Source organism: Ruegeria sp. CL7 (assembly GCF_056536445.1).
In genome coordinates, this window is sequence record NZ_JBQFPQ010000001.1 from 310,030 (window position 1) to 337,007 (window position 26,978).

The 26,978-nt window shown below is 58.8% G+C and carries 26 protein-coding genes and 1 tRNA gene; 8 read left to right on the plus strand and 19 right to left on the minus strand.

Annotated elements, in window-relative coordinates; genetic code table 11:
* Nucleotides 1-28: 28 nt before the first annotated feature.
* From ACR0LI_RS01510 to ACR0LI_RS01520, 3 genes are read right to left on the minus strand one after another with little or no spacing between them, the layout of a single operon-like run.
* Entirely contained in the window at nucleotides 29-1,354 is a 1,326-nt protein-coding gene (locus ACR0LI_RS01510) for a TRAP transporter large permease (protein WP_171114700.1), read from the minus strand.
* On the minus strand, nucleotides 1,354-1,872 hold the full coding sequence (locus tag ACR0LI_RS01515; protein WP_152458809.1) for a TRAP transporter small permease subunit: 519 nt from the start codon (nucleotides 1,870-1,872) through the stop codon (nucleotides 1,354-1,356). The genes ACR0LI_RS01510 and ACR0LI_RS01515 overlap by 1 nt, the downstream gene beginning before the upstream one ends.
* A gap of 16 nt (nucleotides 1,873-1,888) precedes the next feature.
* On the minus strand, nucleotides 1,889-2,650 hold the full coding sequence (locus ACR0LI_RS01520) for an N-formylglutamate amidohydrolase (protein ID WP_480490724.1): 762 nt from the start codon (nucleotides 2,648-2,650) through the stop codon (nucleotides 1,889-1,891).
* 127 nt (nucleotides 2,651-2,777) lie between these two features.
* Between ACR0LI_RS01520 and ACR0LI_RS01525 the strand changes: the two genes are divergently transcribed.
* The 6 genes from ACR0LI_RS01525 to ACR0LI_RS01550 all read left to right on the plus strand — a co-directional run bounded on the left by ACR0LI_RS01525 (nucleotide 2,778) and on the right by ACR0LI_RS01550 (nucleotide 9,655).
* Nucleotides 2,778-3,650 carry a MurR/RpiR family transcriptional regulator gene (locus ACR0LI_RS01525; protein WP_171630773.1) on the plus strand — a complete coding sequence of 291 codons (873 nt, stop codon included), beginning with the start codon at nucleotides 2,778-2,780 and terminating at the stop codon, nucleotides 3,648-3,650.
* Nucleotides 3,651-3,743: 93 nt separating this feature from the next.
* A tRNA-Gly gene (locus tag ACR0LI_RS01530) sits at nucleotides 3,744-3,817 on the plus strand.
* Nucleotides 3,818-3,946: 129 nt separating this feature from the next.
* On the plus strand, nucleotides 3,947-5,767 hold the full coding sequence (locus tag ACR0LI_RS01535; RefSeq protein WP_480717905.1) for an ABC transporter transmembrane domain-containing protein: 1,821 nt from the start codon (nucleotides 3,947-3,949) through the stop codon (nucleotides 5,765-5,767).
* Nucleotides 5,768-5,927: 160 nt separating this feature from the next.
* The gene (locus tag ACR0LI_RS01540) at nucleotides 5,928-7,817 is read left to right on the plus strand and encodes an acyl-CoA synthetase (RefSeq protein ID WP_171722846.1); all 1,890 of its coding nucleotides are present in this window, start codon (nucleotides 5,928-5,930) and stop codon (nucleotides 7,815-7,817) included.
* Nucleotides 7,818-7,829: 12 nt separating this feature from the next.
* Entirely contained in the window at nucleotides 7,830-8,753 is a 924-nt protein-coding gene (locus tag ACR0LI_RS01545; protein WP_480485382.1) for an alpha/beta hydrolase, read from the plus strand.
* A 98-nt stretch (nucleotides 8,754-8,851) separates the two neighbouring features.
* The gene (locus ACR0LI_RS01550) at nucleotides 8,852-9,655 is read left to right on the plus strand and encodes a class I SAM-dependent methyltransferase (protein ID WP_171722848.1); all 804 of its coding nucleotides are present in this window, start codon (nucleotides 8,852-8,854) and stop codon (nucleotides 9,653-9,655) included.
* Between the two features lie 23 nt (nucleotides 9,656-9,678).
* Here ACR0LI_RS01550 and ACR0LI_RS01555 read toward each other — a convergent pair whose 3' ends face one another.
* From ACR0LI_RS01555 to ACR0LI_RS01625, 15 genes are all read right to left on the minus strand, one after another.
* Complete coding sequence (locus ACR0LI_RS01555) at nucleotides 9,679-10,515, minus strand: alkaline phosphatase family protein (RefSeq protein ID WP_480490716.1); 837 nt, start codon at nucleotides 10,513-10,515, stop codon at nucleotides 9,679-9,681.
* 154 nt (nucleotides 10,516-10,669) lie between these two features.
* Nucleotides 10,670-12,307, minus strand: coding sequence for an ABC transporter ATP-binding protein (locus tag ACR0LI_RS01560; protein ID WP_480619961.1), 1,638 nt, complete (start codon nucleotides 12,305-12,307; stop codon nucleotides 10,670-10,672).
* Nucleotides 12,304-13,119 (minus strand): ABC transporter permease, encoded by an 816-nt coding sequence (locus ACR0LI_RS01565; protein WP_171630787.1) that lies wholly within the window; start codon nucleotides 13,117-13,119, stop codon nucleotides 12,304-12,306. The genes ACR0LI_RS01560 and ACR0LI_RS01565 overlap by 4 nt, the downstream gene beginning before the upstream one ends.
* The gene (locus tag ACR0LI_RS01570) at nucleotides 13,116-14,072 is read right to left on the minus strand and encodes an ABC transporter permease (protein ID WP_152458791.1); all 957 of its coding nucleotides are present in this window, start codon (nucleotides 14,070-14,072) and stop codon (nucleotides 13,116-13,118) included. Before ACR0LI_RS01570 ends, ACR0LI_RS01565 begins: the two co-directional genes overlap by 4 nt.
* Nucleotides 14,073-14,087: 15 nt before the next feature.
* Nucleotides 14,088-15,674 carry an ABC transporter substrate-binding protein gene (locus tag ACR0LI_RS01575; RefSeq protein ID WP_171167064.1) on the minus strand — a complete coding sequence of 529 codons (1,587 nt, stop codon included), beginning with the start codon at nucleotides 15,672-15,674 and terminating at the stop codon, nucleotides 14,088-14,090.
* A gap of 237 nt (nucleotides 15,675-15,911) precedes the next feature.
* Nucleotides 15,912-17,015 (minus strand): glycerate kinase type-2 family protein, encoded by a 1,104-nt coding sequence (locus tag ACR0LI_RS01580; RefSeq protein WP_480490713.1) that lies wholly within the window; start codon nucleotides 17,013-17,015, stop codon nucleotides 15,912-15,914.
* Nucleotides 17,015-17,452, minus strand: coding sequence for a D-aminoacyl-tRNA deacylase (gene dtd, locus ACR0LI_RS01585; RefSeq protein ID WP_209832422.1), 438 nt, complete (start codon nucleotides 17,450-17,452; stop codon nucleotides 17,015-17,017). The genes ACR0LI_RS01580 and dtd overlap by 1 nt, the downstream gene beginning before the upstream one ends.
* A gap of 42 nt (nucleotides 17,453-17,494) precedes the next feature.
* Complete coding sequence (locus ACR0LI_RS01590; protein ID WP_171630793.1) at nucleotides 17,495-18,163, minus strand: nitroreductase; 669 nt, start codon at nucleotides 18,161-18,163, stop codon at nucleotides 17,495-17,497.
* A gap of 99 nt (nucleotides 18,164-18,262) precedes the next feature.
* A complete protein-coding gene (locus ACR0LI_RS01595; protein ID WP_480490711.1) occupies nucleotides 18,263-19,378 on the minus strand; it encodes a TFIIB-type zinc finger domain-containing protein in 1,116 nt (371 codons plus the stop codon).
* Between the two features lie 7 nt (nucleotides 19,379-19,385).
* A complete protein-coding gene (locus tag ACR0LI_RS01600) occupies nucleotides 19,386-19,703 on the minus strand; it encodes a CPCC family cysteine-rich protein (protein ID WP_171722854.1) in 318 nt (105 codons plus the stop codon).
* Nucleotides 19,704-19,712: 9 nt separating this feature from the next.
* Nucleotides 19,713-20,861: an SPFH domain-containing protein gene (locus ACR0LI_RS01605; RefSeq protein ID WP_171630798.1), complete on the minus strand. Its 1,149-nt coding sequence runs from the start codon at nucleotides 20,859-20,861 to the stop codon at nucleotides 19,713-19,715.
* Between the two features lie 22 nt (nucleotides 20,862-20,883).
* On the minus strand, nucleotides 20,884-21,804 hold the full coding sequence (locus ACR0LI_RS01610) for a DUF2927 domain-containing protein (RefSeq protein WP_480717906.1): 921 nt from the start codon (nucleotides 21,802-21,804) through the stop codon (nucleotides 20,884-20,886).
* Between the two features lie 49 nt (nucleotides 21,805-21,853).
* On the minus strand, nucleotides 21,854-23,044 hold the full coding sequence (locus ACR0LI_RS01615) for a toxic anion resistance protein (RefSeq protein WP_171630802.1): 1,191 nt from the start codon (nucleotides 23,042-23,044) through the stop codon (nucleotides 21,854-21,856).
* A gap of 30 nt (nucleotides 23,045-23,074) precedes the next feature.
* Nucleotides 23,075-23,989: a 5-bromo-4-chloroindolyl phosphate hydrolysis family protein gene (locus tag ACR0LI_RS01620; protein WP_480717907.1), complete on the minus strand. Its 915-nt coding sequence runs from the start codon at nucleotides 23,987-23,989 to the stop codon at nucleotides 23,075-23,077.
* Between the two features lie 175 nt (nucleotides 23,990-24,164).
* Nucleotides 24,165-24,980: a pseudouridine synthase gene (locus ACR0LI_RS01625; RefSeq protein ID WP_480717908.1), complete on the minus strand. Its 816-nt coding sequence runs from the start codon at nucleotides 24,978-24,980 to the stop codon at nucleotides 24,165-24,167.
* Nucleotides 24,981-25,042: 62 nt separating this feature from the next.
* Between ACR0LI_RS01625 and ACR0LI_RS01630 the strand changes: the two genes are divergently transcribed.
* Nucleotides 25,043-25,507, plus strand: coding sequence for a nucleoside deaminase (locus ACR0LI_RS01630; protein WP_171722858.1), 465 nt, complete (start codon nucleotides 25,043-25,045; stop codon nucleotides 25,505-25,507).
* A 15-nt stretch (nucleotides 25,508-25,522) separates the two neighbouring features.
* Here ACR0LI_RS01630 and ACR0LI_RS01635 read toward each other — a convergent pair whose 3' ends face one another.
* Nucleotides 25,523-26,215, minus strand: a complete 693-nt coding sequence (locus ACR0LI_RS01635) for a metal-dependent hydrolase (RefSeq protein ID WP_171630810.1) — start codon at nucleotides 26,213-26,215, stop codon at nucleotides 25,523-25,525.
* A gap of 60 nt (nucleotides 26,216-26,275) precedes the next feature.
* On the opposite strand from ACR0LI_RS01635, the gene ACR0LI_RS01640 reads away from it, so the two are divergent.
* On the plus strand, nucleotides 26,276-26,947 hold the full coding sequence (locus ACR0LI_RS01640; RefSeq protein WP_480717909.1) for a ceramidase domain-containing protein: 672 nt from the start codon (nucleotides 26,276-26,278) through the stop codon (nucleotides 26,945-26,947).
* Nucleotides 26,948-26,978 lie beyond the last annotated feature (31 nt).

A 26,978-nucleotide genomic window follows, 5' to 3' on the forward strand; every position in this document is an offset into this window, starting at 1 on the left:
GCCCGCGAAGCCCCGGTTTGATCCGGGATCATTTGTTGTAGATGTATTCAGGCAGCCACAGCGCGATCTGCGGGAATGTCATGATGATCGCCAGCGCCAGCGTCATCACCATCACGAAGGGCAGGATCGAACCGTAGATGTCGCGCAGCGATATCTCTGGCGGCGCCATCGCGCGCATCAGGAACAGGTTGTAGCCGAAGGGCGGCGTCATATAGGCGATCTGGGTGGTGATCGTGTACAGAACCCCATACCAGATCAGGTCGAACCCCAATGCACCCACGAGCGGCACGTACAAAGGCGCGACGATCACCAACATGGCCGTATCGTCCAGAAACGTGCCCATCAGAATAAAGCTGAGCTGCATCAAGATCAGGATCACCCACGGGTTGAGGCCCAGCCGCTCGGTAAACAGGTTCTCGATTGCCCGAACGGCGCCCAAACCGTCGAAAACAGCGCCAAAGGCAAGCGCAGCCAGGATGATCCACATGAACATACAGGTGATGCCCAGCGTTGACCGTACAGACGTCTCGAAAACCTCACGTGTCATACGGCCCTTGAGGATGGCTGCGGCGAACGCCGTCAACGCACCGATGGCCGAGCTTTCAACCAGCGAGGTCCAGCCGTTGACGAAGGGCACCATCATCGCGGCAAAAATACCCAAGGGCAGAAGGCCTGCGCGCAACAGGCGCAGTTTCTCTGTCATGGGCACGTCGCGCTCCTCGGCTGACAAGGCGGGCCCTAACGCCGGGTTGATGCGGCAGCGGATCACGATGTAAAGGATGAACATTGCGGCCATCATTAGCCCGGGAAGCAGCCCTGCAAGCCAGAGCTGCCCGACAGGCTGGCGCGCGATCATCGCGTAAAGAACCAGCACGACGGAGGGTGGCACAAGGATACCCAATGACGATCCGGCTTGTATTACCCCGGTCACCATTTTCTTGTCATAGCCGCGTTTCAGCAGTTCCGGCAGCGCAATGGTCGCGCCGATGGCCATGCCTGCGACACTCAGCCCGTTCATGGCCGAGATCAGCACCATAAGACCGATCGTGCCAATCGCGAGCCCACCGTTCAGGCCGCCCATCCAGACGTGGAACATCTTGTACAGATCGTCTGCAATTTTGGATTCGGCCAGAACATAGCCCATGAAGATGAACATCGGCAGGGTCAGCAGCGGGTACCATTTCATCAGCTTCATGGCGGCCGAAAAGCCAATGTCATAGCCGCCGCGATCCCCCCACAGAAACAGGGCGGCCATCACGGCGACAAATCCAATCGCGCCAAAAACGCGCTGCCCGGTCAGCAGCATCAACATCATGGTCGAAAACATCAGGATGGCGATCAATTCGTAAGACATCAGATCACCTCGCGCGGGATGTCATCGCCCCTGAGGCGCAGAATATCTTTGAACAGTTCCGAGATCGCCTGAAGCAACATCAGGAACAGACCCACGACCATGATGACCTTGATTGGCCACAGATATGGACGCCACGCGGTCGGGCTGCGTTCGCCATATTGCAGCGAATAGCTCAGAGAGTCGTATCCGCCGTAGATCATCACGCCCAGGTAGATGATTAGAAAAAGGACGGTGATCGCATCCGTCCACGCGCGACGACGGTCGGACCATTCGCCGTACAGAAGGTCCATGCGGACGTTGGACCCCATCTGGATCGAATAGGGGCCGCCCAGAATGTAATAGGCGACCATTGCGAACTGGGCCATTTCCAGGGTCCAAAGCGATGGCAGGAAAAAGGTTTTTGAAATCGAGGACCAGAGCAGAATGCCCATCATGACGAAGATGCCGTACATGACGAAGCGTCCGATCCAGCGGTTCGTGCGGTCAATGACCGCCACATATCCCCGCATGAAATTCATCCCGATACCTCTGCTCTCATGGTTTCGCCTCTGCGTGCGATAAGTCTTGGATGACCGATTGCAGAATTGGCGTCAGCAATCCCGCAATGCGGTTCACGCCGTCTACTGTGTCGATCAGATCGTTTCGAACTTCGATCATGACATTTGGAAGCCCGCGCCGGACCGCGTGTTCGCGCAACGTGTGCGTGACGCCATCCGTGGCCGAGTAAGGTTCGTTCAAAGCCACGCGCAATCCCGAGCTTTCCGCGTGGCTCAGCATCAGCTGCGCGGCGCGGTCGTCTTCGTCATGAAGAATCCCCAGCTCTACCGTTCGGGGGGTTCCCTTGTAGACGGGCGTGAAACTGTGGATCGTGATGACAACCGGAGGTTTGGGCCGTTCGTCCAAAGTGGATGAAACCAGTGTTTTGAAAGGTTCATACACGTCGCGAACCCGCTGGGCGCGCTGAGCATCTGTCAGGTTCATGTTTCCGGGAATGGAAAACACTTCGCTGACCTGCGGCATGGCATCGTCGCGTTCGGGCGGGCGGTTGCAGTCATAAACAAGGCGACTGACGCGCGAGTGGACCAGCGGCGCATCCAAAGCGCCCATCAGCTCCACCGACAGGTCCAGCGCGCCGATGTCCCAGGCCGCGTGTGAGCTGGCCGCCGCCTCATCCAGCCCCAATCCATCCAGCGCGGCCGGAATAAACCGGCTTGCATGTTCGCATATCAGCACGGCAGGCGCGCAACCGTGCGCATTGAGCACGCGGGCTGCCGGGGCTTCGGTCGGCAAAAGCAATGATGACTCGGTCTCGTGACACATAGGTAGCATTTGTTACAGCAACTTCTCACCTGTCAAGAAAATTTCTGTAGACAAAATTTCAAACGAACATATTCTGTAACAAATTCAAGAAACGAGGGCGCCGATGGCCACCGTTGCCAAACTTGTCAAACAGCGGATTCAGGATGAACTGGACGATCTGACACGGTCTGAACGTCAATTGGCCTCGGTCCTGTTGCAGGATTATCCCATGGCCGGTTTGCAATCGATCACCAAGCTGGCCGCTGCGGCGCAGGTTTCGACCCCGACCGTCATTCGCATGGCGCGCAAGCTTGGGTTTGACGGGTTCCCCGACTTGCAGGATGCGCTGCGCGAAGAGGTTGCGGCGCAGATCAAAAAGCCGATTTCGAAACGGGACGCCTGGGTTGTGGATGATGAGGCAGAACATCCGACAACGCGCTTTGCCCAGGCCGTATGGACCAACATGCGCCACACGCTGGAACGTTTGGACAAAGAGATGTTCGATGCCGTCGCGCGTCTTTTGGCCGAGACAGAGCGCCATCTTTATGTCGTTGGTGGCCGCATCACACGGTCAAATGCGGATTATCTGTTCAATCACATGCAGATCATCCGGCCCAACGTGACGATGCTGGGCAATTCGGCGAATGTCTGGCCGCAATACCTTTTGGATATGGATAAATCATCCGTTCTGGTGATCTTCGACATCCGCCGCTACGAGGCGCATCTGGAGAAGCTGGCACAGGTTGCCTCGGGCCGCGGCGTCACCGTTGTTCTGTTTACGGACCAATGGGGATCGCCGATCGGAAAGACCGCCAATTATTCCTTCCACGCATTGGTCGAGGCGCCATCCAGTTGGGATTCGACCATTGCCTTGCAGTTGATCTCGGAAACGCTGATTGCCGAAGTGCAGGAGGCGCGTTGGGAAGAAAGCAAGGAGCGGATCGAAGAACTGGAGCGGTTCTTTTCCTCGACCCGGATATTTCGCAATCAGGACTGACGGGCCGAGCCGTGTCGGAAAAATTGCGCCACTAAATTTGCCACTTCCGGCTTGACGATCCCGAAAGCATGACTTAACCAGCGCAAACCATTTGCGGGTATAGCTTAATGGTAAAGCCCCTGCCTTCCAAGCAGGCTATGTCGGTTCGATTCCGTCTACCCGCTCCACGCCTTCCCTGAAATTCTGCGTCAAATGGCCCTTTCGACCTGCCGATTGCGGTTGTGATGCTTGACCATACCTGCCGCTACCTCCAAGAAAGCGGTCACTCAGTACGGTTCAGGACACAAGGGCCAGACATGGCAAGACAAGCCGCCAGCAAGCCAACGCATATCGCCGCGCCCGGAGCTTCCGAGGAACGCGCCCGTTCAAAGAAGATTGGGGTTCTGGCCTCGCTTTGGCCGTTCATGAAACCCTACAAATTCCTGATGATCGGCGCGACGCTGGCGTTGATTCTGACGGCCAGCATGACCCTCACGCTGCCATTGGCGGTGCGGCGCGTGGTCGACAATTTCCGAATTCAGGATGGAGAGCTTCTGGATTGGTATTTTCTGGCCGCGCTGGTCATCGCTGCCGTTCTGGCCGTGGGCACCGGTATTCGGTATGCGCTTGTGACCCGTCTGGGCGAACGGGTGGTGGCCGATATCCGCAAGGCGGTGTTTGATCGGGTCATCGGTATGAGCCCGGAATTCTATGAGCGAATCATGACCGGAGAGGTGCTGAGCCGGATCACCACTGACACGACGCTGATCCAATCTGTTCTCGGCTCGTCCGTGTCCATTGCCCTGCGAAACATGCTGATGTTCATTGGCGGACTGGTTCTGATGCTGCTGACATCCGCCAAGCTGACCGGGCTGGTGTTGTTGCTGATCCCAGTGGTCATCGTGCCGATCCTTGTACTTGGTCGCCGTCTGCGCGTGATCAGCCGCGAGAATCAGGACTGGATCGCGGCCTCGTCCGGCAACGCGGGTGAGGCATTGGGCGCGGTACAGACCGTTCAGGCATTTTCTCATGAACTGGCCAGCCGCCAGCAGTTCAGCGAGATGACCGAGACATCTTACGCCGTCTCGCTGCGCCGTATTCAAACCCGCGCGGTGCTGACCGTCATCGTAATTTTTCTGGTCTTTTCCGGCATTGTCGGCGTTCTGTGGATGGGTGCCAATGACGTACGCAATGGCGTGATGACCGAAGGTGTTCTGATCCAGTTCGTCATCTATTCGATCATCATGGCGGGTTCGGTCGCCGCCCTGTCCGAAATCTGGAGCGAACTTCAGCGTGCGGCGGGGGCCACCGAACGTCTGGTCGAGCTACTGCATGCAGAAGATACCGTGACCGACCCTGCCAATCCCAAAGCGCTTCCCAAGAACATTCAGGGCGAAATCCGGTTTGAAGATGTCAGCTTCCGCTATCCCGCGCGGCCCGATACGGTTGCACTGGATCATCTGTCGCTTCTGGTGAAACCTGGCGAGACGGTCGCATTCGTCGGGCCATCCGGGGCGGGAAAAACAACCGTGATCCAACTGATCCAACGGTTCTATGATCCGAACTCGGGCCGCGTGACGCTGGACGGTCTTGATCTGCGCGACATCAACCGGTCTGATTTCCGCCGCCACATGGCTCTGGTGCCTCAGGATCCTGTGATCTTTGCCGCATCCGCGCGGGAAAACATCCGCTTTGGCCGTCTGGACGCCTCGGATGCAGAAGTTGAGGCCGCCGCGCGGGCCGCTGCCGCGCATGATTTTATCGCGGCCTTGCCGCAAGGATATGACAGCTTTGTCGGCGAACGCGGTGTCATGCTGTCTGGGGGGCAGAAGCAGCGTATTGCCATTGCCCGCGCAATCCTGCGCGACGCGCCGGTTCTACTGCTGGACGAGGCGACTTCGGCGCTGGATGCGGAAAGCGAACGCGCAGTGCAGGGCGCGGTGGACAAGATGCGCGCCGGCCGCACGACCCTAATCGTCGCGCACAGATTGGCGACGGTTAAGAAAGCCGACCGCATCGTCGTGCTGGAGGAAGGCCGCATCGTGGCACAAGGCCGCCATGAGGATCTGGTGTCTCAGGACGGGCTGTATGCACGCCTTGCCCGGTTGCAGTTCACCGATGGTGTCGCCGCAGAATAAGAGTGACGCTCCGGCACTTGCGAATTCGCCGTAGCGTCATTCTACATTTTACTCCCCTTGAAGGCTAAGGCCTCGCTTGCGCGAGGTTCGTTTTGCTTCCATCTTGGTTGCGAACAACAAGCCCGCGCAAAACGCGGGAGAATAATACGGGAGGAACCACATGGCCTTTGTGGGTTTGGAAGACAAGAAGCGCATGGAACAGGAAATGCCGTGGGAGGATCGGGATTTGCCTGTCACCTTCCACCAGCTTTTGTCGCGCACCGCAGGGAAGTTCCCCAACCACAATGCCATGAGCTTCCAACTGTTCTCGGGCCCGACGGACAAGGCCGAGACCCTGACCTGGTCGCAACTTCTGGCTCAGGTCAACCAGGCGGCGAACCTGTTCCGCTCGCTGGGTGTGGGTGAAAAGGACGTGGTCGCCTATGTGCTGCCCAACTGCAACGAGACACTGGTCACGATGATGGGCGGCGCGGTTGCGGGGATCGTGAACCCGATCAACCCCTTGCTTGAACCGGAACAGATTGCCGCGATCCTGCGCGAGACCGGTGCCAAGGTCGTGGTGACGCTGAAATCTTTTCCGAAAACAGATGTCGCGCAGAAGGTCGAAGAGGCGGTGCGCCACGCACCCAAGGTCAATACCATTCTGGAAATCGACCTGAATCGGTATCTGACCCCGCCCAAATCATGGCTGGTGCCGTTCCTGCGCCCCAAGATGGGCGACAAGGAAAAGCTTGCCCATGCGGATTACAAGAACTTCCACACGGAACTGGCCAAGCAACCGACGAAGCTGACGTTTGAAGACAGCAAAGAAGATCGTGTCGCCTGTTATTTCCATACCGGCGGTACCACGGGTATGCCGAAGGTGGCGCAGCACAAGTATTCCGGCCTGATCTACAACGGCTGGTTGGGGAACACGCTTCTGTTTGACGAAAACGACGTCATCATGTGCCCGCTGCCCATGTTCCACGTTTTTGCGGTGCATGTGATTGTGATGGCGGCCGTATCATCCGGTGCCCATGTGGTTTTCCCGACGCCACAGGGATATCGCGGCGACGGGGTGTTCGACAATTTCTGGAAGCTGATCGAGCGTTGGAAGGTGAGCTTCATCATCACCGTGCCAACCGCGATTTCAGCCAAGATGCAGCGCCCGGTCGATGCCGATATCTCAAGCGTAAAAACGGCCTTCTCGGGCTCGGCTCCGCTGCCCGTGGAACTGTTCCGCCGCTTTGAAGAAGCGACCGGCGTCACCATTGTCGAAGGATACGGTCTGACAGAGGCCACGTGTCTGGTTTCGTGCAACCCGGTGGATGGTGAGAAAAAGATTGGATCGATCGGTATTCCGTTCCCCTATACAGACGTCAAGATCTTGCAGGATGGGCCAGATGGACCGACCGAGTGCGACACTGATCAAATCGGTGAGATCTGCATCTCGAACCCTGGTGTCTATGCGGGCAATACTTACACTGAGGCCGACAAGAACGTTAACCTGTATCACTTCGACAAGTACCTGCGCACGGGCGATCTGGGGCGCTTCGACGAAGATGGATATCTGTGGATCACCGGTCGCGCCAAGGACCTGATCATTCGTGGCGGTCACAACATCGACCCTGCCGAGATCGAAGAGGCTTTGCTGGGTCACGAGGCCGTTGCTTTTGCCGGTGCCATCGGCCAGCCGGATGCGCATTCCGGTGAAGTTCCCTGCGCCTTTGTCGAGCTGGTCGAGGGCGCGTCTGTCACCGAGAAAGAGCTGATGGATTACTGCAAGGTTCACGTGCATGAACGCGCGGCGCAACCCAAGCACATGACCATTCTGGATGAGCTGCCCAAAACGGCTGTTGGCAAGGTGTTCAAGCCTGATCTGCGGAAACAGGCCATCACTCGTATCTACAACGGTGCCCTCGAGGATGCCGGTTTGGCGGCGCGAGTGGTTTCTGTCATTGATGATAAGAAACGCGGCCTCGTCGCGCAGCTTGACGCGAACGGATCTTCGGAAGACGATGTTGCAAAAGTGCTGGGCGTATACACCCGGCCATGGGAGTGGTCTGAATAAGCCGGAGGGACAATGGACTATGAACGCCTGATCGACGAAGAAACCTGGGCGTTCATACGTCGCACGGCCGAAAGCTATCCCGATGACGCTGTCGAGCTGTCGATCGAGGATCAGCGCCGTGTCTATGACTCCATGTGTCAGGACTTTCGCCAACCACGCCCGGCTGGCGTGGAAACAGAAGACCGGGCGGCCGATGGTGTTCCGGTTCGAATTTACTCTGCCGGGCAACCAACCCGAACCGTCATCTATTTTCATGGTGGCGGGTTCGTTGTTGGTGGTCTGGAAAGTCACGACGATGTTTGCGCTGAATTATGCGCCCAAACCGGGTATCGGGTCGTCGCCGTCGATTACCGGCTGTGCCCTGAACATGTGCACCCGGCACAGTTTGACGACTGTTGGAGCGCTGCGAACTGGGCCGCAAACGAATTCGGAGACCCTTTGATTTTGGCCGGTGATAGCGCCGGTGGAAATCTGGCTGCTGCTGTATCCCACTACGCGCGCGGGCGTTTGGACGGGATTCTTGGGCAGGTTCTGATCTATCCGGGCCTCGGAGGGGACCGCAGTCAGGGGTCCTACCAGGAACATGCCCAGGCCCCCTTGCTGACGCTGGACGAAATCAGGTTCTATGAAACCATCCGATGCGCGGGCGATCCGCCCCAGGGCGATCCGACCTATGCGCCATTGCAGGACAGTGACTATTCAAACCTGCCACCGACCGTGGTTGTAACGGCTGATTGCGATCCGCTGCGTGACGACGGGCAAGTTTATTGCAGTCGGATCAATGCGGCGGGCGGGCAGGCCCACTGGATCAATGAATTCGGTCTTGTGCACGGATATCTGCGCGCACGAACTGCGGTGAAACGTGCGGCCGACAGTTTTGAGCGTATTTCGGTTGCGATAGAAGCGCTGGGGCAGGGGATCTGGTCCTACGACTGATGCAGTGAATTGAAGGCTCAGGTCCTTTTGGGGCCTGTATGCCGAAAACCGGCTGGCTGTGGTAAGCTCACTCAAATTTTCCGAGGAGATCTTACCTTATGGCCGACCCCTTTCAGAACGTCGATGCCGCAGGGCCTGAATTCATCAAGCTGTTTGCGGATTCGATGGACCAGCGGCAAGCGGACCCGACGATGGAACAGATCGTTGCCGCGTATCTGGGTCACCTGAACGTCACGGATGCATCGACGGTTGTTGAGGTTGGCGCCGGTGCAGGCGCCGTTACACGTCGCATCGCATCACACTGCCACCCGGCGAACGTCATAGGTTTCGAGCCTTCGCAAGGATTTGTCTCGGAAGCCAGCACTCGGGCCAAAGAGCATTCGAACCTGACTTTCAAGGTTGCCGACGGTGCCGCGCTTCCGCTGGAGGATGATGCCGTCGATGCGGTCATCATGCACACGGTGCTCACGCATGTAGAAGACCCCAAATCGTTGGTTGCCGAGGCCTTCAGAGTGCTGAAACCCGATGGGATCTTGATCGTCTGTGACGCTGATTTCTCAAAAGCGACCTTCAGTGCTTTTCCGAATGATCCACTGGATATGTGTGCAAAGGAATTTGTACGCGAGTTTGTGACCGATCCTTTTGTCGTCGCAAAACTCAGGTCAATGATTTCCGATGCCGGACTTTCCGTGCAACATTTCGACGTGCAGAGCAGAGTTGTCTCGACACCCGAGCAGATGTTGCCTTGGGTCGACCTGACCACCAAGCAAATGTACGAGCGGGGTGATATCGGAAAAGAACTGGCAGAGGGGCTCGTAGCCGAGCACGAAAGACGTGCTCGAAACGGGTCACTTTATGGATATCAGGTGTTTGCGACAGTGGTGGCTGCGAAGGCCGCATAAGTGACCCCGAAGCTGCGTGCGCATTACCGCAGAAACGGTTCGGCCTTCATTGTCTCAGCAATGGGGGCACCCATTCGGCTCAGGATGGTCGGGGCCAATTGCAACTGGCTTATGACGGTATCTGCGTCTGGCCCTTCGGCGTCGCCGAAATAGTACAGCGCCGTTTCCTGTTGCAGCGTGCCGCGCCCGCCGTGGTGCCCACGCTCGTCCTGGCCGTGATCCGCGGTGACGATCACTTCATATCCCAACTGGCGCCAGCGGGGGATGAAAGGGGCGAGCATTTCGTCGGCGACAAAGCAAGCGTGATCCATTTCTTCACAATCGTGGAAGAAACGGTGGCCCATACTGTCCAGCGTGCAGGTGTGCAGAATGCCATAGTCCAGCCCGAAACGCAGGCACAGATTGGTCAGAGTGGCATACAGGTCGACATCGGATGGCGTCATCTGGTTGGCTTTGCCATAGCCCGTCATGCTGTGAAAACGGCCATGGTTGATCGTCGCGCTTTCGGGTTCGTCATATTCGATGTCGCGGACGTAATCGAAGGGATGACGGTTGAAGAATTGCGACCAATAGCTGTGTGTGACCGCCCCGGTCACACCACCGGCTTCACGCACCTGGCTGAACACGTCCTTGTGGTTCAGCCGGAAGACGTTTCCATTTCCGGTGCAGCCATGCTCTTGCGGCGTCACGCCGGTGTGGATCGACGCATAGCAACTGGCCGATGTCGAGGGCAGCACGGCATGCAGTTTCCAGACGCGTGCTTCTCCGCTGTCGACCCAGCCTTCGAGATTGCCGAACAGGCGGCGAAAGTTGCGATAGGGGACACCGTCCAGAATGATAAGGAGTAGCTTGCGGTCCATGTCGAGGCCCTTTGAGAGACATTGCATTCCGGCGACCCTAAGAGATTTGACGTCCTCGGGCTGCCACTTTGCGCCCCCAATAGCAAAATCCCGACACCTGTCTTCACACAAGGTGCCGGGATTTCAAACCTTCATCGAAATGTCACGAACCGGATCAGTTGCCGGCGCTTTCCATCTTGCGATGGGCGACAACCTCTTCCAGCCAGCCCAGGTGCATTTCAGGCACCGAACTGAGCAGCAGGTCGGTATAATCGTCGAAGGGCGGGCTCAGCACCTGGCTCTTCGAGCCATAACGGGCCACGCGACCCTGATACATCACCGCGATGCTGTCGCTGATCGCGCGGACCGTCGCCAGATCATGGGTGATGAACAGATAGGCCACATCTTCGATCTTTTGCAGGTCCAGCAGCAGCTTGAGGATCCCGTCTGCCACCAGCGGATCCAGAGCCGAAGTGACCTCGTCACAGATGATCATCTTGGGCTTGGCTGCCAGTGACCGGGCGATACAGACACGCTGTTTCTGACCTCCGGACAGTTCCGCAGGATAGCGGTCGATGAACTTTTCGCCCAACTCGATCTCATCCAACAGCTCGATGATCCGCTTGCGCTTTTCAGCGCCACGCATGTTGAAATAGAACTCCAACGGACGGCCGATGATGGTGCCGACGGTCTGACGTGGGTTCATTGCCACGTCTGCCATCTGATAGATCATCTGCAACTCGCGCAGATCCTCCCGAGAACGCCCCGCAAGGTCCGGCGACAGCGTGCGACCGGCAAAACGGATCTCGCCATCGCGCGGCGGCAACAGGCCGGTGATCACCCGGGCCAGCGTGGATTTGCCCGAACCGGATTCGCCCACGACCGCCAGCGTTTGCCCCGGATGAAGCTCGACATTGACGTTGTGCAGCACGTCGAAGTTCAGCCCCTTGTAGCGCGCGGTGATCCCGTCAACGGTAAGCAGCGGTTCCGGTGTGGGCTGCTTTTCTTCGTGCTCGATCGAACGCACCGAGACCAAAGCCTGAGTATATTCTTCCTGAGGGTTGTTGATGATCTGATCGGTGCTGCCGTATTCGACTGTGTCACCCATCCGCAAAACCATGATATCGTCGCTGACCTGCGCAACCACGGCCAGGTCATGGGTGATGTACAAAGCGGCAACGCCGGTGTCGCGTATGGCATCCTTGATCGCCATAAGAACATCGATCTGGGTGGTAACATCCAGCGCCGTGGTCGGTTCGTCGAACACCACCAGATCGGGTTCAGGACACAGTGCCAATGCGGTCATACAACGCTGCAACTGACCGCCCGAAACCTGGTGCGGATAACGGTTGCCGATGTTGTCAGGGTCAGGCAAACCCAGCTTTGCGAACAGCTCGCGCGCGCGGGCCTCGGCCTCTTTGCGCGAAAACTTCTTGTGCTCGACAGCCGCTTCGACAACCTGATCCATGATCTTCTTGGCCGGGTTGAACGACGCGGCGGCAGATTGCGAGACATAGGCAACCTCGCCCCCGCGCAGATTCCGAATATCGACATGCGATGATTTCAGGATGTCGCGCCCGTTGACCCAGACTTCGCCGCCGGTGATTTCAACGCCACCCCGGCCATAGGCCATCGAGGCAAGACCGATGGTGGATTTCCCAGCGCCGGATTCACCGATCAGACCCAATACCTTGCCGCGCTCGAGGTCAAAGCTGACCCCGTGCACGATTTCGATGTCATGGGGTTTCTCACCCGGTGGGTAAACGGTTGCACCGATCTTGAGGTCACGGACCTTGAGAAGGGAATCACTCATCCCCGACCTCCTTTCAGCGATGTAGTACGGTTCAGGATCCAGTCAGCCACAAGGTTGACCGAGATCGCGAGCGTCGCGATGGCCACCGCGGGGTACAGGGCCGCGCCAATGCCATACACGATGCCGTCCTTGTTTTCCTTCACGATGCCACCCCAGTCGGCCAGCGGCGGTTGAACGCCAAGACCCAAGAAAGACAGGGTAGAGATGAACAGCACCATGAAGATGAACCGCAGGCCGAACTCGGCCACCAGCGGTGACAATGCGTTCGGCAGGATTTCCCGGAAGATGATCCATGTCCGCCCCTCACCACGCAGTTTCGCGGCTTCGACATAATCCATCACGTTGATGTCCACGGCGACGGAGCGCGAAAGGCGATAAGGGCGTGTCGCATCCAGAAGGCCCATGACGAGGATCAGGATCGGGACAGTTACCGGAACGATGGCCAGAATGACCAGCGCAAGGATCAGGGTTGGGATCGACATGATCAGATCGACCGTCCGGCTAAGCGCCTGATCCGCCCAACCGCCCAGAACGGCGGCCAGAAGACCAAGCGATGTACCGGTCAAGAAGCTGAGCAATGTCGCGGCGGCGGCAATGAAGATCGTCGTGCGCCCGCCATAGATCATGCGGGTCAGCAGGTCGCGGCCGATATTGTCGGTGCCCAGCAGGTGTTCGGCGCTGGCCGGCTCCCATACATCGCCGACCACTTCTGCCATCCCGTAAGGCGCGATCAACGGGGCAGCAATGGCCACGAAGAAATAGGCGCCGGTGAATATGAGGCCAATCAGAGCCGAAAGAGGGATGTTTTTCATTTCGGATGCCTCAGTCTTGGGTTGGCGAGGATCGAGACGATATCCGCGACCATGTTCAGGCCGATGTAAACAGCCGCGAATACCACGCCGCAGGCCAGAACAACCGGCACGTCACGCTTGGTCACGGCGTCCACAAGGTACTGCCCCATGCCGGGATAGACGAACACCACTTCAACCACGACGACGCCAACAACGAGGTAGGCGAGGTTCAGCATGACAACGTTCACGATGGGTGAGATTGCGTTGGGAAAGGCATGCCGCGCGATGACCTGAAATGTGCTCAGGCCCTTGAGTTCGGCCGTTTCGATATAGGCTGATTGCATGAGGTTCAGAATTGCAGCGCGGGTCATCCGCATCATCTGCGCGAGGACCACCAGTGTCAGAACGAAGGCCGGCAGCGCAATCGCGTTCAGCTTTTGCCAGAACGACATCGAGTCGTTGATCATCGCAAGCGAGGAAAACCATCCCAGTTTGACCGAGATATAGTAGATCACGACGTAGCCGATCAGGAACTCGGGGATGGAAACCGTTGTCAGCGTGACGGCGGAAATCAGTTTGTCGGGCCAGCGATTGCGGAACCGGACAGCCAGCAGACCCAGAAAGATCGCAAGCGGGACGGATACGATTGCCGCGACACAAGCCAGGAACAACGTGTTTCCGAGGCGTTTTCCGATGCTCTCGGCAATATCAAGCTTGTTGGTCAGCGATTGGCCAAGGTCGCCCTGAACGATGCCGCCCAGCCATTCAAAATAACGGGTCAGGGCCGGGCGGTTCAGGCCCATTTCTTCGCGAAGGTTGGCCAAGGCCTCGGGGGTTGCGGACTGCCCCAGGACGGCTTGCGCGGCGTCTCCGGGAAGAGCTTCGGTCAGGCCAAAAATCAAGGCCGAAGCGCCGAACAGCAATAGAATTCCCAGCGCGAGGCGCTGGGAAACCAGTTTTATGATAGGATGCATTATCCGATGCCCGTATCAGACGAACCACATTTTGCGGGACATGTTGCCGTTCATCATTTCCTGTGTCGGGTCGCTTTCCCAACCATCCAGTTGGTTGCTGACACCTTCAACAAAATCGTTGAACATCGGGCAAATCAGACCGCCTTCATCACGGACCATGCGGCCCATCTGGCTATAGATGCCCTTGCGTTTCTCGACATCCAGTTCAGCACGAGCCGCGAACAGCAGGTCGTCAAATGCCTGAACTTTGAAACGTGTATCGTTCCAGTCCGCCGTCGACAGATACGCGGTCGAGTACATCTGGTCCTGCACCGGACGACCGCCCCAGTAAGAGGCGCAGAAGGGCTGCACATTCCAAACCTCGGACCAGTAGCCGTCATTCGGCTCGCGCTTGATTTCAAGCGGAATTCCAGCCTGGGCGGCTGTCTGTTGGAACAGGGCTGCGGCATCCACCGCGCCCGGGAAGGCGCCGTCTGCAACACGAAGGACAATCGGCGAGCCGTCATGACCGGACTTCTTGTAGTGCTCGGCTGCTTTTTCCACGCTGAACTCGCGCTGTTCGATTGTCTCATCAAACAGTGGATAGGCTGCGTTAATCGGCATGTCGTTACCGATCGAGCCATAACCGCGCAGTACTTTGTCCACCAGATCCGCACGGTTGATGGCATACTTCAGGGCCGTGCGCAGTTCGTTGTTGTCGAACGGTGCGGTATCGCAGTGCATGATAAAGACATAGTGGCCGCGGCCAGCGGTCGAGTGCACGGTCAGATTGGGTGCGCGCCCCAGCAGGTCCGCGACCTTTGGTTCAACACGGTTGATGGCGTGGACCTGACCCGATTGCAATGCAGCGGTACGCGCAGTTGCGTCATTGATAACCACGACTTCAACACTGTCGAAGTTACCAAAATCAGAGTTCCAGTGATTCTCGTATTTTGTGAACAAGTGGCGCACACCGGGTTCGTCCACTTCCACCTTGTACGGTCCGGTTCCGATACCTGCTCCGGGATTGTCCATGCCGCCATCGGGCTGAATGATCAGGTGGTAGTCGGCCATCAGATACGGAAGGTCAGCGTTTGGCTCGGACAGAGTGACCTGGAAATTGTCGCCATCGGCTTTCATTGACTCGATGCCCTTCATGATACCAAGGGCACCGGACTTGGAGTCTTCGTTCGAGTGGCGCTGCATTGTCTTCAGCACGTCCTCGCTGGTCATGGTTTTGCCGTTGTGGAATTCGACACCCTGACGCAGTTTGAAGGTCCAGACCTTGGCATCCGCGCTGCCTTCGACGCTTTCCGCCAGGCGCGGTTCGATGGACCCATCGGGTGCAACTTCTACAAGCTGGTCGCCAAACTGCTTGCCGTTCTGGAACGGAACCGAGCTGGCATAGGTCGCCGGATCCAGCGAGTTGGTCGACTCACCGCCTTGCAGACCGAACTTCAGATCACCACCCTTTTTCGGGCCTGCTGCGCGTGCTGCGTCCGCGAACATCGTGCTGGCCACGGCAGCCGAAACGCCCAGGGCCGCGGCTTTCCCCATGAATTCGCGGCGAGTCATCTTCCCGGCTGTGACCTGACCGGCCATATGCGTTATTTGTTCATTCATTGAGTGTTCTCCCTATTGAGTGGTTCCAGCCCCTTTGGGGGCTTTTTGTTGACGCATGAGTCAACGTTGGCTTATTTCCGCGAACCGGGCAAGGTTATTTCTCTTAAATACCGAAGGCCAAAGCCATCGCTTTGTTGTCCGGTGTGCGGCAATTGCTGAGTGGGTGTTCAGGTACATTCTGCATTTTCGGGTAGTTTCCGGTCGATTGCGGGCCAAAGCGGCATGATAAGCGTCAAATCATCCACGTATCGCGACAACCAGGTCCATGACGTTGGTGCCGGTTGGTCCGGTTGTCAGCAGGCCGTGCGCTTTTTCCAGGAATGATCCGCTGTCGGCTTTGTGAAGAGCGCGTTCGGCGCCATCACTCCAAGTCTTTCCTGTTATGATTCCACCCGCCGCATTTGTCGGGCCATCCGTGCCGTCGGTGCCGCCCACGATCACCGCGAGATCCGTCTGCCCCGCGATCTCTTTTGCCAAAGCAAGCGCAAGGGCTTGATTTCTGCCGCCACGTCCCGGGTGATCAGGCAAGACCACGGTCGGTTCTCCGCCAAAGATCATCACGCCCTTTTCCATTCCACGCAGCAAGGGCCCAAGACGCGCCGCGACCTGCAAATAGTCGTCGTGCAGAGCCTCATCATTGATCAAGACCCTCAGCCCCATTGTTTCCGCTGCTTTGGCAGCGGCACTGCGGGCATGCGCGTTCGAAGCAACGATCCGGGTGCTGGCGGCAAAGGAATGATTGTCGGGCAATGCTCCGATTCCCGAACCGATGACGTTCAGATCGTCTCCGGGCACATCCGATATCGCCAGAACAGTGGCGCGGTCTCCGGCGAAATGGGACAGCAGGCCGCCGCCCTTGATGCGCGACAGCTTGCGCCGCTCGGCATTCATTGCGCGGATATCCAGCCCTTTGGACAGCAGTTCGCGGTTCAACGCCTCGAGATCCGCCAGCGATGTTCCGGGAAGCAGGTCTTCGGCCAGGGATGACGCGCCGCCCGAGACCAGCAGCAGAACATGTGATCCGGGCCCCATCTGATCCATGGCCAGGCGCAGCGCCCGCCCGCCCGCCACGCTGCGGTCGTCCGGAACGGGGTGTGATGCTTCGATCACCTCGACCCCAGCCGGCAGGTCGTGGCCATGCCCGTCTTTGGTGACCACAAGCGTGGGGATGGCGCCGAAATGTTCCAGCGCAGCCCGCGCCATGGCTGCGGCGGGTTTGCCCACGGCCAGAATACGGTCTGGTTTCGGGACATCAGGCAAGGCGGCCAGGGTGGCCTTATACCCGCCGACGGCATCAACACCGGCCTGCCACAACCTGACAGCTTGCTTTTCAATATCCATCAATTCTCCACCCAGATCGTGACCGGCCCGTCATTTACAAGCTCAACCGCCATGTCCGCGCCGAACTGTCCGGTTTCCACCGCGATCCCCTGCGCGGCAAGGTGCTCTGCGAAGACCTTGTACAATTGCTCTCCCAACTCGGGCGGGGCCGCGTTTGAAAATCCGGGACGATTGCCGCTGGAGGTGTCCGCCGCCAGTGTGAACTGGCTTACCACCAAAGCAGAGCCTTCAACATCCAGAAGCGAGCGGTTCATCTTGCCGGCGTCATCCTTGAAAATCCGCAGTTTTGCGGCTTTCTCGGCCAATTTTTCTGCCTGTGCCTTGCTATCGCCCTGCATGGCGCAGACAAGAATCATGAGCCCGGGACCAGTTTTGCCGATGACGGTGCCTTCGACCGACACTTTGGCCTGTGTCACCCTTTGCAGCAATGCGCGCACTTGGTTCCTCCCCCGAAACGTTGAGCCTGCCTGAGCGACGGTTTAGCCGCGCCAGTCCACAAAGTCACCCAATGCCGCGCGTTCCGTACGGAAGCTGTTTGCAGGATGATCCATATCCGAATAGCCAAAGGAAATTGCGCACAGGATCAACCGGTCATCGGGGATCTGAAAATACTGATGCAAAAACGGGCTGTACGCCGCCAATGCCGCTTGCGGGATGGTCGCCACGCCCAAAGCCTGAGCGGCGAGCGCAAAAGCCGTGACAAAGCCGCCGCAATCCATTGCACCATAAGGTCCCAGCTCTGCCGGGCTTGAGATGATGGCACAATGTGGTGCGCCAAAAAGGGCGAAGTTCTGCATCATTTGCTGCGCCGATCCTTTACGGTCCCCCCGTTCGACGCCAACCGCGCGGTAGAGCGCCCAGCCGCACGTCCGGCGGCGGTCTTGATACACGCCGGAGTAGGAAACGGGAAAAGGAAGATCGGGGGCCGGCGTGCCGTTCCTGGCTTCGTTTGACATCGCGTCGCGGAACCTGTCGGTTTCGTCTCCGCTGGTGATGACCAATTGCCAAGGTTGCGCATTGCACCAGCTCGGCACCCGGGACGCGCTGGTCACGATCTGTTCGATGTCACCACGTGGCACCGGGTCAGGCCGAAAGGCGCGGCAGGAATGGCGCGCAGTCAGAAGAGTGTTCAGATCGGCCAGGGTCACGTCGTCTTCTCCTCCGGGGCAGCCGGCGGCAGGATGGGTGAGAAGCCGGGGATGTTCAAGGGGTTCCGCCGCACAGATTTTGGCTGCGGCCCCCGAAGGTCATTGCTGTCCGGTCGCCATGAGGTATCCGATGCCTGCCGCAACCAGCAGGCCAAGCACAACGGCGATCGTGACCTTGATTGCCGACCAGGGGCGTTCTCCCTGAACCCGGCCGGTCCGGCCGTTCACCACGAAACGATAGGTCTGACCGCGATACTTGTACGCCGCCAACCAGACCGGCAGCAGGATATGCTTGAACGTGACATCGCGCACATCAGTGTCCACTGCATGGATGCGTTGCCTGTCGCCCCCAATATCAAACCGCACGTCCCGCTCGATCACGCGGGCCATATAAGCGCGTGCCTCGGCATATCCATCTTTCAGCTCGACCGTATAGGCCTCGGCCCGAAAACCGGCGAGGTACTCTGGCTGGTAGGGTTCCAGAGCCGGGAGATCCCAAGGCTCCAGAGCATCCGTGTAAGCCTTGGGCAGGGACCTTGAGGCCAACACCAACACGTCGTCAAAAAACCGCGCCACCCGGCCGGACTTGGGCGTCCAGCGGACCTTGGGCACCTGTTGTTGCACCCGTTTGCCATCCCGCATGACGGTGCGGGTTTCATAGTAGACTATTCCGCGCTCTCCGCGATAGGCCGACTTCGTATCGGCGTCGAAGGTCCAGTACGGCACATAGATGCCCTGCATCCTGCGGCCCTTGCGGGCATAATCCTTCAACCCGTTCGGCGCGAACCACAGCCGCCCCAGCCAGTCGCTCATGGCTTTGTGGGCGGCGCGTTCGTCCAGCGCAAAAGGCAGAACGCCCTTCGGTTTGATATGCCGGTTCATCCCGGTGTCCGTCACGACCGGGGTGGCGCAGAACGGGCATTCCGAAGCATGGGTGTTGGGATCGAATTCAACCTGCGCTGCACAGTTCGGGCAGGACAGAACCCGCGTCTCTTCGATTTCGCTGTCGGGCAGGCGGTCGGCGATGGCAGCGTCGAAATCCAGCTCGCGCAGGCTGGCGCCGCCCCAGGGGCCGGCACCGATCGGTTCGGAATGGCCACAGTGATCGCAGATCAGCGTGCCAGATTTTGGATCGAACCGATAATCGGCGCCGCACTGGTCACACGGGAAACGATGTTCCGCGAAATCAGGCGATGGGGCAGGGGCATCCGTCATGCTACGCTCAGTCCTTGAGAGGGAAGTAGAGATAGTCCGCGCGGTCTTCCGCAGGCAGGACATGCGGCAGCATCGCGGCCTCGCAGGCCCCGATCGTCTTGAAGTTTTTACGCCCCTCAGCCAATGTCAGGCCGTGATTGGCCGCCGAAGGCTCGCGCAGGTTCGTGTCATATTGGATGTCCTCGTCTTCCCAGAAACAGATCGGGCAGATCAGGTACTGTCCACGTTCCGAAAGGGTGACATAGTCGCAGCAGGGGCAGACGAAATGCGGTTCGGGCCGCGTTCTGCGCCTGCCCTTTTTCGAACGCTTTCCAAGGCCGGCCATGCGGTGCCCTCATGCGCCGGGCGGGGGCGGAGGCAGAATGGTGAACAGCTGCGCCAGTTCCTGCACCTCACCCGCCTTCTTCCAGCCGTCCTGACCGGGCGTCCACACGTAGGTGTCGCGCGTGATCTCGCCCTCACTGGCCATGCGGCCCATCTTGGCCTTCGAGAACGGGCCGCTGGTCTGTCCGTCCACCGCAATGTGCCAGACATGCTCGACCGGCGGCGGAGGCGGCGGGGCCACATGTGCGGCCGGTTGCGGGGCAGCGGGCGCGGGCGCGCCCCACGGGCCTGACGACTGACCCGCTGCCATGTTCGACATCTGGTTCGCCATCGCCATGCCCATTCCCATACCAAGGCCAGCGCCCATGCCGCCGCCTCCGCCCGGGGAACTGGCTGCCGCCGTCATCGCCTCGGCCGCGGAATACTGGGTGAACTTGCCCAGATCCCCCGCCAGACCCATCGAGGTGCGCTTGTCCAGCGCCGCCTCGACCGCCGGCGGCAACGAGATGTTCTCGATGTAGAATTCCGGCATCTCCAGCCCATAGCCGTCCAGTACGGGCGAGACCTCGGCCGCGATCAGCTTGCCCAGATCGGCGGTATTTGCAGCCATGTCCAGAACCGGGATGCCCGAGCCCGCGATCACTCGGCTGAATTCCTGCACGATGATGTTGCGGATCTGAAAGCTAATCTCGTCCATGGTGAACTCACCGTCGGTGCCCACGATCTCGACCAGGAAACGGGCCGGGTCCTTCACCCGGATCGTGTAGGTGCCATAGGCGCGGATCCGGGTGGGGCCGAATTCGGGATCGCGCAGCATGATCGGGTTCTTGGTGCCCCATTTCAGGTCGTTGAACCGGGTCGTGTTGACGAAATAGATCTCGGACTTGAACGGCGACTGGAACCCGTGATCCCAATGTTGCAGCGTCGTCATGATCGGCATGTTGTTGGTTTCAAGCATGTAGAGGCCCGGCGTGAACACGTCGGCCAGCTGGCCTTCATGCACGAATACGGCCGCCTGGCCCTCGCGCACGGTCAGCTTGGCGCCATACTTGATCTCGTGGCCCTCACGTTCGAACCGCCAGACCATCGTGTCACGGGTGTCGTCCACCCAATGAATGACATCAATGAATTCTCCGGTCAGAAAATCGAAAATTCCCATCTGGGTTCTCCTGTCATCGGGGTCAGAGCGGCTGCCCCATCAATTCATGTGCGATTATTCGTACAATGGGTCGCGCTTCATCAACGTCTATGCCGGGCTGCAACCGTGGGTCATACAACATCGTCAGCAGCTTTTCGTCGTGACTGGTCAGCAGGGCAAATTCGTCATCATCATTGAAAATCGAAGGCCGCGCTGCCGGGCTGTCATTGGACAGGCCAAGACCCTGAGCTATTTCTTCGTGAATGCAGCTTTGGCGGCCCAGATCCGTCAATTCGGCCCGGATAAGGGAAACGGCACGCACGTATCTGTGTGGTGAAGACGTCGTTGCCGATGCAATCACCAGGCAATCGAAATTGGCGCGTGGATTGGCCACCAGATTCAGCGAGTCCTGACTGATATTCGGGATCAGCTGTTTCAGGCGGGATACGATATAGGCGCTGTCGTCCTTGCCTGCAATAAAGACATGGAAATTGGCGTTGCGAGAGACGACGGAAACCGGATGATCCGTCAATCTGGCCAGTCGGGTGGCAAAGGACCGAACCTGATCCGCATCATGCTGCCGTGCAGAAGGAAGCACGGAGGGCCCGAACTCGGTCTGTATGCGGACAGAGCCGGACCACCGGCTGAGTTGCCCGTCGGTCTGACGCGAGCCAGCCGCGACGCTTTGCGTCGGATATTCGCTGTAGAACGCAATCGCTTCGAAATTCCGCGCCAGATCATCGGCATCATAGGGAGTGTCCGGACCGCCCCCATCGGTGCGTAAAAGCCCCCGCACCAGCAAATCCCGTTCAACCCGCTGATAAAAACGCGCCAGATCCTGACTTGCGGCCGACGGCGGCACATAGGCATTGGCTGCCACGGGTGCGGGTGTCGGGCGAGGTTGCGGAACAACAGATGACGTCAGGGTTTCATCGCAATTGGCCAGAGCCAAGAGCGACACCATCCCCAAGGTTCCTTTCAAGTAACCGAAGGCCCGCACGCCGATCCCGCCCTCAGCCGGGAACCGCCGTACCGGCATTGTCGCCGGTTCCGTCGCGGCGCGCTTTGGCGGCCGCCAAAGTGTCGCGCAGTTCCTTTTCCATCTTCTGCAACTCAGCCTCGGCTGCGGCGCGTTTGGCTTTGCCTTCGTCCGCAATGGCAAGGCTTTCGTTGATGGTGCCAATCAGGTCGGCATTGGCCTGCTTGACCGCTTCGATGTCGAACACGCCGCGCTCCATCTCTTGGCGGATCATCTTGTTCGATTCGCGCAGGTTGGCCGCATTCGAAGTCAAAAGCTCGTTCGTCAGGTCGTTCGCATCCCGCACCGCGGCGGCGGCTTCGGCGCTGCGTTGTATCGTAACCGCCTGGGCCAGCTGCGTTTCCCACAGCGGTACCGTGTTTACCAGCGTCGAGTTGATCTTGGTGACCAGCGATTTGTCGTTTTCCTGAACCAAACGGATCGACGGCAGCGACTGCATCGTGACCTGTCGTGTCAGTTTCAGGTCATGAACCCGGCGTTCTAGGTCGTCACGCGCCGCACGGATGTCACGCAGTTCCTGTGCCTTCATCACTTGCTGGTCTTCCGGAGCGGCCTGAACTTCGGCTTCCTTTTCAGGGATGTCGTGGCTGTCCAGCTCGGTCAGCTTCTCTTCGCCCGCAGCGATGTACAGCGCCAGTTCGTCATAAAAGCCCAAGGTCTTCTCATACAGCAGATCCAGAGATTTGATATCCTTGAGCAGCGTATGCTCATGTCCCAGAAGATCGTCGGTAATGCGATCGATCTGGCCCTGAACCTCTTCGTACTGGGCGGTAAATTTGGCAAAAGGCGCAGCCCTGCCCAACAGTTTCTCCCACCAGCTGCGCTCGCGCCGCACGTCAAGTTCACTGACCGAGAAACCGCGGATCGTAGTTACGATATTGCGCAGGCTGTCACCGGCCGGGCCGACATCCTTGTTGCGCACATCCGCAAGCATGGCCTGGCTGATCTCCTGCAACTCGGCCTGCGCGGACGAGCCGAACGCGACAATCGAATTGGTGTTGCCCATGTCGATTTCATCCATCCGCTTGCGGATTTCGGCGCTGACGGGTTCGTCGGCTTCCTCCAACGACACGACCTCGGCCTGCGGTTCGGGCAGGGCAACTGCGGTGACTTCCTGTACCAGTGTTTCGGCCTGAACTGCCTTGTTCTTGATCTCATCGGACATGGGTATGTTCCTCGCTCAAATAATGGCCGGTCAGTCCAGCCGGACGCCTTCGCGCTGCAGTCTTTCACGCAACACGTCAATTTCGACCGTCAGATCACTGCGGTCATCCAAAAGCATTTTCCGCGTTCGCGCGGCGAAATTCTGTTCCAGATCGTCCAGCAAAGCAGAGTAATCCGCAAGCGCCTGCGCATCGCGGGTTCGGGCGTAGACATCAGCAAACTTAACGGTCGCGTCGCGTGCGCCCTGCAAGTACACGGTCAGGTACTTTCTAGCACCGGCCAGATCTCGCGGGTCTTCCTCGACCGTGCGAAACAAATCCCGCGCGGTGTTCTGAAACCGTTCGACGCGGGCTTCGACCCTGCGGTCACCAGCGCGTTTTATGGCATTCGTCATTTCCGACAGATGTTTCTCGGCATCATCGACCACGCGGGCCACGCGGTCCTGCTGAAAAGTGTCGACCCCTTCCATGCCCTTGTTCTTCATCGGATCAAGCCCGAATGAGACAGAATGCAGAACGGTCGCTGCAACACCAAACAGCACGGGGGCCAACAAACTGACCTGCGCTGCCGCTTCAGCGTCCAGAAACTCGGACCTGTAAGACGCAAGGCCAGCGCCAAGGCCGGTGAGAACACTGGCAAATATCTTCCGCGGAAAAGCAGGACGTCGGGCGGTTTTGCGGGCATTGTACGCGGCCTCAGCTTTCAGACCTTCTCGCAGCAAAAATGCGGCCGCCGTCAGAAAACCAGCGGCGACCAGCCCCAGTGTCATGCCAATCGCGCCGTCGTTCAGGGACAGAAACACCAATGGAATGGCGGGTAGAAACAGAATATTCGCACGTGCGCCAGCGGGCTCGACCCGTGCGCCGTCAAACTGCCCCCTCGGCAGTGGGGTGTTTTCCGATTCATCCCCCTGTGGGCTGTATTTGCCGCCGAACCGCTTTGCCATGGCTTACAGACCTCCGAGCAAACCAGTGCAGACGCCAAACAACAGCACCAACAGCACAGCGTAGGCCAGTTTTTGCACTCCGCTTCCGGACATCACGCCCCCCAAATAGCAGCTTTCACTGAAAATTTAGGGTATGCGCGGGCTTAGCGCTAGGGGGAAGGTTGCCGAACCCACATCACTTACGGGGATTCTTGCCGATCGGAGGCCGTTTTCTTTTGGGCCGTGACGGGCGTTTGGGCGCGTTGCCGGGTTTGTCTTCGGCGTCCAGACCCAGCTGGTCCCGCATGACCCGGCGACGGACTTCTTCGACCTCGCCCTGTTTCAGCGTCCCAAGCTGGAAGGGGCCGTAGGACACGCGCAACAGACGATTCACGGTGAAACCGATATCTTCCATCGCGCGGCGGATTTCGCGGTTCTTGCCTTCGCGCAAGCCGATCGTCAGCCATGCATTTGCGCCCTGCTGGCGATCCAGTGTGACGGTCATTGGCTGGAACCGTTCTCCCTCGATCACCAGCCCCTTGCGCAGCGGTTCGAAATCCTCGTCCTTCGGGCGACCGTTCACCCGCACGCGGTACTTCCGCAACCACCCGGTCGAGGGCAGTTCCAGCTTGCGCTTGATGCCGCCATCGTTGGTCAACAGCAGCAATCCTTCGGAATTCAGGTCCAACCGACCAACGCTCATCACTCGTGGCATGTCGTCAGGCAGCTTGTCGAATATTGTATCTCGTCCTTTTTCGTCGCGGGTCGTCGTCACCAACCCGGCGGGCTTGTGATACAGCCACAGACGCGACGGTTCCGGTTCCGAGACCGGCTTGCCGTCGACTGCGATCTTGTCTTTCGCGGTCACGTTCAGGGCGGGGCTGTCGATGGTCTTGCCATTCACTGCCACGCGGCCTGCTTCTATCATGCGTTCAGCCTCGCGCCGGGATGCTACGCCAGCGCGGGCCAGGACTTTGGCGATCCGATCGCCGGGGGGTGGGGTCTTGTTCATGTCAGGGCCATACCGCATCCCGGGAGCTTGCGAAAGGCGGGTTTCTGCGGCAGTCAGGGGGCATGGTGTTCAAATCGCATATGCAACAGGCCCTGGCCGAGGCGCGCGCAGCCGCTGACCGCGGCGAGGTGCCCGTGGGGGCCGTTGTCGTCGGACCGGACGGAACGGTCGTGGCCGCGGCTGGGAACCGGACGCGCGAATTGAATGACCCCACGGCCCATGCGGAAATCATGGCCTTGCGTGTCGCCTGTGCGCAGGCGGGCTCTGAACGGCTGCCGGATCATGATCTCTACGTCACGTTGGAGCCTTGCGCGATGTGCGCCGCGGCCTTGGCGGCCACGCGCATCCGGCGGATCTATTACGGTGCGGCAGACCCCAAATCCGGGGGCGTGGCGCATGGCGCGCGCGTGTTTTCGCATGCACAGGCGCATCACGTGCCCGAAGTCTATGACGGAATTGCAGGCGAAGAGGCTGCCGCGCTTTTGAAGGCCTTCTTCGAAGCGCGCCGCCAGGACAAGCCGGGCTGACGCGCTGCGCTGTCGTCAGACGGTGATGGCTTTCATGACCTCAGGTTCGATCACGTCGACCCCGGGCAACCCGTCGATCAATGCCTGTGCGGATTGTTCCAGAATGGGGAACGTCTGGTAGTGACATGGGATGACCGTCTTGAAGTCAAAGTACCGTTTCGCGGCATAAGCGGTGGCTTTCATATCCATGGTGAAATGCCCGCCGGCGGAAAGGATTCCGATATCGGGCTTGTAGTAATCCCCCATCCATTCCATGTCGGCCATGATGTCGGTATCGCCCGAGACGTAGAGCATACGCCCCTCGGCCGCGATCATGAAGCCGACCTCACTGCCACCAGTGCGCAGACCGTCCGGTGTTGAAAAAGTCGAGCTGTGAGAGGCCGGTACCATTGTCACCATGACGCCGTTCAGGTCGACGGTGCCGCCTTTGTTGAAACCGATGGTCTCAATGCCTTCCGCTTCGCTCCAGTATCCCATCAGGTCATACTGTCCGACAACGGGGATTTTCAGGTGCTTTGCCAGAGGAAGTACATCGGCCACGTGGTCAAAATGCGTATGGGTCAAAAGAATGTGGGTCGCCCCTTCCAGCACGGCATCATGCCGATCTTCGGGCAAGACCGGGTTGCCGGTCAGCCACGGGTCGATCAACAGAACCTGCCCCTGAGTTTCTATGCGAAAACTGCCATGGCCCAGCCAGATAATGTTCATTCCAAGTTTCCTCCCAAATGGTCTCTTGGCAGCAGCCTAGCATTGGCTATGTAAATTTCCATGGACTGGATTCGAGAAGTTGATGGCTATTGCGAACGCGTGTCCCCGGAGTATTGGGCCGAGCCGATCAACGCGATCACAAATGCGGCTTTTCTGATTTCCGCATGGGTCATGTGGCAGCGCGTGCGCGATCAGGACATGCCGCTGGCCAAAGGTCTGGTCGTGATTTTGGCCATGATCGGGGTTGGAAGCTATCTGTTTCACACCCATGCCCGGGTTTGGGCGGCATTGGCGGATGTGGCGCCGATCCTGCTGTTCATATTGGTCTATATATTTGCGGTGAACCGGAACATCTGTCGCATGTCGTCCGGAATGGCGATCTGCGGTACGCTTCTGTTTCTTCCTTTTGCGGCACTTGTTGCGCCTTTGTTCCAGCTTGTGCCGGGGTTTGGCGGGTCGGCGGTTTACGCGCCGGTTCCTTTGTTGATCCTGATCTATGCGTTCCTGCTGCGGGGCCAAGACATGATCCTGGCCAAAGGGATGACAATCGGGGCCTTGATCCTGATTCTGTCGATCACGTTCCGGGCGCTGGATTTGCCATTTTGCGGGCAATGGCCGGTGGGGACGCATTTCATGTGGCATATCCTGAATGCCATCATGCTGGGATGGATGATCGAGGTGTATCGCGCAGCTCTTGTCAGGGGCCGTTTTAGCAAAGGCCCGGCGCCTTGAGGCGCGGAAGGATCGCGTGTGTCTTCCGAGC